Here is a 4956-nt window from a genome sequence, read left to right as displayed (position 1 = left end):
TTTGGATAGTTATCCACCCAATTTTTTATGTCATTTACAATGTCATCTCTATCTTTTTGCGTGAATTCCATAAAATACCTTTCATTAAAAAATTAAATTGAGATTTTAAATCCGCTCTTAAACAAGACTTCATTAGTATTAATAATCATCTGAGAACGAACCTCATCAGGAGTTAGATGATGAATGTTAGCTAATGACATAATAACATCATCAATTTCGCCTGGTGTCCATGGTTCACCAGTTTTACGAGTAGCAAAGGGACCATCTGTTTCTGGGAGAATTTTATTAATTGGAATCTTACTTAAGATAACTTTTCCTTTTTGGCTTTGTAACATTGATGGCCCGACACTAAACCAGAGCCCCAAATTGATTGCTCGAGTTAGCTGACCTATTGTTCCAGAAAACCAATGAAGTATCGGTATCCCTGCATTGGGATAACTTTCCAATACATCCATAACCTGATCCGCTGCACCTCGAGAGTGCAAACTTATAACTCTCCCACCAACATTTTCACATTCTGACAATACCAATCTGATTATTTCATTCTGTTTTTTAAAAGAGTTTTTATAACGAGAAGAACCATCCAAGCCTATTTCACCAATAAACTCAGAATCTTTAACAAGACTTATCATTAAGTCTAGTTCGGAGTATTTTATATCAGCAATTTCTGGATGTAGCCCTAGTGCTACTTTTATATTCGAATATCCATAAAAAACTTTAGAAGTTGCAACCCATGCTTTTGGGCTGGTAGTTACAGCTAATATAAAATGATTATTGCTAGCTACCTTTTCCAGCAAAGATAAAGCATTTGGGTAAAGATCAAGATGATTATGGAAATCAATCATATGACCCCCTCACTTTTTAAAAAAACACCTAACTCGGTAATCCCTGACTCTAATACCCGTTTAAATTTATTTCTCTCAGAAGCTGTAGAGAAAGATAAAGATCCAGCACTTAAAGAGTCTATACCATCAGAAAGATAACGAAGATAAGCAATTGCAACTGCTTGGGTATCATTAGCATTACCTCTAGGTGCCCCCTTTTTAAGATCCTTATAACGATAGCTGGGAGTTGGATCTGCAATACCAGCCTTGAAAAAAGCCGCTCTCCTGACAAGACATGGTAAACAACGACCACAGTGTTCGTTTAAACGACCATATTTGCCACAACTAGTCGTTTTTGGCATCAATTGATTCATTAAGGGAATATCAAGGCATTGTTGCATTGCTTCTCCTTTTGTCAAAAATCTATAAGGGGAAACAAATTTGGCATTTATATTCAAAGCTTCAAAAAGTTGTTGTAACTTTCTAAGAAAAACTGGATGAGTGGTTTTAGTACTTAATGAACCAATTCTAGCTGGGCTCAGAGGCATATTTAAGCTAATAAATCCATTTTCTGGGACATACAAATTTATAGGCTCTGAAGAATTTACCACTGATACAGCTAACGCTGCAAAGCCATAAAATATTATGGATCTAGCTCTTGTTGATATTTCATTTTTTACAGGAGATCGAATATTACTATTTAAAAGTAGGTGTCGTTTTTCAGCTTTAAGCGCTTTTGCCAAAAAATATTGATCTTCGCGATTTCCTTTTACCAGCTGAGAGACAAAAAGAGGTTTTTTCCCCTGAGCAGTGAGATCAATAGCGCCAATAAGACTATCCATTCCTCCTGAGAGTAAACATACACAATCTGCATCAAACTGTATCGGCTCTGGATGAATTGGATAAGGTAAGCCCCCCTCAGAAAATGTTAAATGCCAGAAATCCCCTGTCAGCGAGCGTAACATTTCCTCGATAAGTGACTTATTTATAATATAGGGTTTAACATTTTGAAGTGCCACCTCTAACTCTATAATTCGAGTCCAACCATCTGCGCTGTTAGATCGTTTGATCGCTAAGTCTGCCGCATTAACAGCAAGAGCAAAAGTCATAAAATCCCATGCCGCTAAACTTGGATTTAATTTTTTCAATACTGGATCATCTAATAAACCAGTTGCGATACTTCCAACACCTTTAAATTCTGAATGTGTAAACATTGAATAATATATTGCATTATTCTGTAGAGTACTAGGGATTTTGTTTTGTGGCAAACAAATAACTCTATTCATATTTCACCCTCAAAAACATTAAAAGTCATCTGAACAGCATCATTTAATAAAACCTCTAACTGTTGATGCGTCGGATTAGGGAATGACTGCCGCATTGACTCTAACTGCGCAGCAACAGAGTTTTTTAGAAACCCTCTCATTTCATTTGTTCTCTGAACCATTTTTGCTGGGGAATATTTTGCATTTTCGAATAGTTGGCCAATATCTGCATACATCCGATTACAGGCTTCGTGTCCAATAAAAATTTGCATAAGAGTCCATATTTGAGAATCATTTAACTCTAATAAATCGATATCTGGATTAAGATCTATCAACTCAGAGAGAGCTTGAGCCATAGAGTCTTTTGCTGACTCTTCATCTCGACTTCCTCCTTCAGGAATAATTTGTGAAACTATTGCATCAATTACAGTTTGAGCAGATGGATTCTTTGCACGTAAGTCATCCATCCAATTGTTTATTTGAAGGTCTGTTCTGTCTCTAACACTTTGCAAAAATGAACCAAGTCCAGCTGCGGCTCTCGTTGAAGTTCTCATTCGAGAAGCTACATTTTTAGCGCCACCCATTCCTGTTCTGGAATAATGACCAGCAGCCCGAGCTAAATCTCTTGTATCACCATTGCGAACAAATACTCCCATATTTCTACGTGCAGCTCTAAAGCGAGCCGTTGGCGCAAGTCCCGGTGTACCTGTGGGGGAAGTTTCAGAATTTTTATTTCCTTCTTCTCCACCACCAATAGGAATATCGTTCAACCATGGGGGATCAAACGATACGTTAGAACCGGGACCGGTGCTAGAAGCAGATGTACCCATTATTTTTTTCCTTTTTTAGCTAAAATAGCTTTTTTAACAGTAGTTGGAGTCTCAACATCTTCTGCCCACTGATGTAATTCACTTTCAGCCCATGCTTCATTTTGTAATATTGGAATTAATGCTATTGGACGATGATTTGCCGGTATTTCTTTAAGAAGAAGAAGAAGTTGATGCGATAGGGAAGGAAAAGCTTTCGTAACATTTATACATCTTATAAGTGATTCTGAACTAAATTGTTCTGTTCTAGCTCTACGGCCTAAACGAATAAATACCCGCTCAGCTTCATTTTCATCTAAAGACTTTATCTGATCAATCAATATAGGTAGAATTGCTGTCGCATTAAATAATGCCTCTAAAATCTCAAGACCATTTTGACTTAATTCATCATAAGCCGCAATAGCAACCCGTCGATCCTTGCTTAAATGTAATAATGGTCTGAGATCTACAGAACCTAATGGTGGAGCCATTTTAATCCATTGTTCATAGAATGGCTGAGACCAGACGGAAGGTAATAATAATGTTTCACCTTTTTGTGCAGACTCTTCCAGATTAGCAAGAAAACCAGCCTTACCATCATCACTGGCAGCAATTTCTTTGGCTAAATATTCAAATCCAGCAGCACTTGCACATCTTTCAAACAATTGAATTTTTACAAGTTCTTCGAATCCAATGGTCATTCCACGAGATTTTGCAATCATTTCTCGTATAACTAAATTGTTTAGAAATCTTTTAATTAATCTTGGATTGCCAGAGATCTGCTCAGTACCTGCCATTATTGGTGCTAACTGATCAGCCAAATCTATTTCTCTAGAAATTTTATCCGATTCATTTCCGAATGCATTTCGGATATCCTTTACAGAGAGTCCTGCCCATCCTATCTTTGCTAAAAGAAGAATTTTTTCCTGTGCTGCTTTTAAAACAGATTCAGATATTTTCCTTCTTCTATATGCTAGATCGGCCAACAATAATATAAGATATGCCTTGACTTCAGTTGTACCTAACCGAGGAACTTGAAGTGGTATTTGGATTAATTTGTCAAAATAACTAGTGACAAGATCGTTATTTATTTCCGTGTCTTTAAAGTGTGCTCTAACTGCGCTACGTATCATGCTTTCGTCAGCTGCAATAATGAAAGCCGTATTTTCCACATGTAATAATAAACGCATCGCCTCTAATGTGTTAATTGCTGTATCAGGAAGACATCGATCTAAATCATCGACAAGTACAACTAAAGTGACATCAAGAACTACTAACAAATCAGCAAATGCATTTCTTAATCCTTCAATTTCCTTTGGCAGTGATTGTTCACTTTTTTCTTTTAATAAACCAGCAATATCTGGTTTTAGGTCATTATAGGATGAAGATATATCTTTTACATCTGACTCAGCAATCTTTCCAGCCTGAGCTATTCCACTCAGTGTTCCAAGTATGGCGCCAACAGGACCACCTATTGCTCCACCTGTTAATGCATGAATACCTATAGGAGCAAGGATTTTACCCAATTTAAGAAGATTAATACGTTTTATGAAGCTATAGACTTTATCAATGTTTTTCTCCCGCGATTTAGCTAAAACTAACAGCCTATCTGCGACCGCGTCTAATAATGCCTGTCTTGCATCATCATATCCCTGATATAGCCAAGCATTAAACTCCAGGAAAATATACTCCCTTCCATCAGGTGCATCACCCAACTTTTGGCCAATCATTTTTACTAAAGATGATTTCCCTGTCCCCCAGTTACCAGAGACACCTATTGTCAAAGGTTGACCATCCGAGTCTTTGATTAATTGTGCTGCTGCCACAGCTACGTGAGAAAAATTTAAGAGATCTACTTTTGCTTCAACATCATTCCACATATGTTAATCCAAGATTCTTAATGTGATAGCTTAACAAGCTAATGCAAACTATGTTCTTACGTCACGCACCAATATTAATAATATTGATATATGTCAAATATAAGTAGCATACTGTTAAGAAAAGAAGACTCAACGTATTTTCAATAGATACTTAACATTCATTCATGAATGAATATATTAT

The 4956-nt window shown here is 36.7% G+C and carries 4 protein-coding genes; all 4 read right to left on the bottom strand.

All coding sequences use genetic code 11. From position 1 onward, the window contains the following. Window positions 1-92: 92 nt before the first annotated feature. From qatD to INF68_RS14830, 4 genes are read right to left on the bottom strand one after another with little or no spacing between them, the layout of a single operon-like run. Window positions 93-845, bottom strand: a complete 753-nt coding sequence (gene qatD / locus INF68_RS14845) for a Qat anti-phage system TatD family nuclease QatD (protein ID WP_126786539.1) — start codon at window positions 843-845, stop codon at window positions 93-95. Next, a complete protein-coding gene (qatC, locus tag INF68_RS14840; protein ID WP_126786540.1) occupies window positions 842-2110 on the bottom strand; it encodes a Qat anti-phage system QueC-like protein QatC in 1269 nt (422 codons plus the stop codon). Before qatC ends, qatD begins: the two co-directional genes overlap by 4 nt. After that, the gene (gene qatB, locus INF68_RS14835; RefSeq protein WP_126786541.1) at window positions 2107-2919 is read right to left on the bottom strand and encodes a Qat anti-phage system associated protein QatB; all 813 of its coding nucleotides are present in this window, start codon (window positions 2917-2919) and stop codon (window positions 2107-2109) included. Before qatB ends, qatC begins: the two co-directional genes overlap by 4 nt. Further along, complete coding sequence (locus tag INF68_RS14830; RefSeq protein ID WP_126786542.1) at window positions 2919-4775, bottom strand: P-loop NTPase fold protein; 1857 nt, start codon at window positions 4773-4775, stop codon at window positions 2919-2921. Before INF68_RS14830 ends, qatB begins: the two co-directional genes overlap by 1 nt. Between the last annotated feature and the right edge of the window lie 181 nt (window positions 4776-4956).

The organism is Enterobacter cloacae complex sp. P16RS2, assembly GCF_014982155.1.
Classification (GTDB): Bacteria; Pseudomonadota; Gammaproteobacteria; order Enterobacterales; family Enterobacteriaceae; genus Enterobacter; species Enterobacter cloacae_M.
This window is presented reverse-complemented; position numbering and strand designations above follow the sequence as displayed.

Excerpts from the sequence above, each read along its gene's own strand:
- qatD (WP_126786539.1), bottom strand. The coding sequence starts at position 845 with ATGATTGATTTCCATAATCATCTTGATCTTTACCCAAATGCTTTATCT.
- qatC (WP_126786540.1), bottom strand. The coding sequence starts at position 2,110 with ATGAATAGAGTTATTTGTTTGCCACAAAACAAAATCCCTAGTACTCTA.
- qatB (WP_126786541.1), bottom strand. The coding sequence starts at position 2,919 with ATGGGTACATCTGCTTCTAGCACCGGTCCCGGTTCTAACGTATCGTTT.
- INF68_RS14830 (WP_126786542.1), bottom strand. The coding sequence starts at position 4,775 with ATGTGGAATGATGTTGAAGCAAAAGTAGATCTCTTAAATTTTTCTCAC.